The organism is Oleiphilus sp. HI0125 (genome assembly GCF_001635355.1).
This window is the reverse complement of record NZ_LWGF01001048.1, coordinates 1-2,315: the sequence shown is the minus strand read 5'-3', so window position 1 is coordinate 2,315 and position 2,315 is coordinate 1. Positions and strand designations below refer to the sequence as shown.

Below are 2,315 nucleotides of genomic sequence, written 5' to 3'. Positions count from 1 at the left end.
CCTACCGCATGAATACGATCTTCACGTTCAACGAGACGAATCGTTTCTCGAGGGGTTCCAAGGCCAATAGCCATTTCTGGGCAGAAAGGATGAAAAGTAAAATATTGGCCAAGCGTATTAGAGATGTATGAGTGGTGTTTGTGGCCGGTATCGAAACGAACCTTTTCTCCAAGCAAACAGCTGCTAATTCCAATCAAAATACGTTCTTTATCTGGAAAGATTTGTTGATCGGGCATTCGAAATTCCAATTTGAAATAGAGAAATTGTATACGCAACTAAAGTAGCAAAGGATTGGAATATGAGAAACATAAGCCTTTGCGAAAACGCGTGCTCAGACTCATGTTTCTATTGATTACCTCATTGCTCTGCTAAGGCTGGTGCTTCGCGTTTGCCACGGAATTTGCGCCATTTTGCTCTGGTATTAGCGCCTAGCACGAGAAGTGCAGGAGTGAGTAACAGGGTGAGAATAGTCGCAAAGCCTAGACCGCCGGCTATCGCGCTCGACAATTGACGCCACCATTGTGTCGATGGGGCACCGAAGCTAATGTCGCGTCCAATAAAGTCGATGTTCATTGCCATAACCATAGGAATTAGTCCTAGAATAGTGGTGCCGGCTGTGAGCAATACTGGGCGTAAACGAATTTCGCCAGTTGCCAAAGCCGCATCGAATGGCCGGTAACCGTCTTTGATGTAAGCGTTATAGGTGTCGATCAATACAATGTTGTTATTCACGACAATGCCCGCGAGTGCGATGATTCCGAGTCCTACCATAACTACGCCGAATGGTTGCGCGGTAATCAGCAAGCCAAGCAGTACACCGAAGGTTGAGAACACGATGGCACTCAGAACTAAGAAGCTCTGATAGAAGCTATTAAACTGAATCACTAAGATTAGAAGCATCAAGAAAATCGCGAGAATGAAAGCGGTTCCCAAGAAAGTCATTGTTTCTTGTTGGTCTTGCTGTTCACCTTTTAACTTGAAACGTACGTCAGGTTGAAAAGACTCTCCCTCAATTGAGGCAAAGAGTTCTTGGATCTTATCTGTCGGCAGAAGTCCTTCTTCCACTTCAGACTGCAAAAGAACCGCACGGCGGCTATCTGCACGTTTGATTGTGCCGGTTTTTGGAGCAGGCTTTAAGTGTACAAAGTTCCCAAGTGGAACCATTCCCACATTGGTTTGAATACGAAGGCTCTGCAAAGCTTCTAGTGTTCGTTTCTGAGATGGGAAGCGGATGTTGATATCGACTTCTTCATCAGTGTCATCTGGACGATATTCTGCAACCTTAACGCCATTAGTAAGAAGCTGGATGGCGGTACCAATTAATACGATATCTGCGCCTGCGCGAGCAGCGCCTTCGCGATTAACTTCCATTTGCCATTCTATGCCAGGCAGCGCGCGGTCATCTTCAATATCTTTGAAGCCACCTAGTTTCGCCATATGCGAGCGCAGTATTTCGATCGTTTGATCGATATGCTCTGGGTAAATTGCTGATACCTGAATCTGAATCGCTTTACCGCCTGAAGGGCCGTTATCAGCTTTACGAAACTCTAGTTTTACACCAGGAATATCTTTGGTTTTTTCAGCCATTTCAGCAAGAATGACACTCGCGGTGCGTCTTTCGTCCCATGGAATAAACTGGAAATCCACAGAGCCAATGACGTCTTCTGCCATTTGATCTTGAGCTCGATTAAAGGATCTCGCATAGACAGACTTGAGTTCTGGCATATTGAAGAAATTACGTTCAACCTCCTTCAACAGCGCATCTTTTTCATAGATTGAGAGATCTCCGCGTGCCGATACCAGAACTTTTGCGTTATCCGGTTCTACGTCAGGGAAAAACTCGACACCTTTGCCAAAACTGCCATAAGCAATCATGATTGCGACGACGATAGAGATATTACCTAACAGCGTTAAGAGCGGTCTTTTAAGTAGTGCTCTTAGGACTTTTGAATAAGCCAAGGTGAAGCGATTATCAGATTGTGCTTCTTCGCTTTTTATTTTGCTGCCACCAAGTGAAGCACCAAGAACTGGCAAGAAGAGTAGGGCGACCACGAGAGACGCACACAAACAAATAATGACCGTAATGGGTAAGAATTTCATGAATTCGCCCACCACGCCAGGCCAAGCGATCAAAGGTAGAAACACTGCTAAAGTCGTTGCTGTTGACGCAATAATGGGCCATGCCATTCGACGCGAAGCTTTAGAGAATGCTTTGTCTGAACTTAAGCCTGCTTCTTGATTTCGAGACGCTAATTCCGTAACAACGATAGCGCCATCGACTAGCATCCCCACTACCAAGATCAAGCTAAAGAGCA

Annotated in this window: 2 protein-coding genes; both read right to left on the bottom strand. The window is 45.5% G+C overall.

Features of this window, described 5'->3' with window-relative positions:
- The coding region (locus tag A3762_RS17980) for a DUF523 domain-containing protein (RefSeq protein WP_156493568.1) at positions 1–236 on the bottom strand (236 nt) is incomplete at its 3' end.
- A gap of 121 nt (positions 237–357) precedes the next feature.
- On the bottom strand, positions 358–2,315 hold a 1,958-nt coding region (locus A3762_RS17975), incomplete at its 5' end, for an efflux RND transporter permease subunit (RefSeq protein ID WP_197469366.1).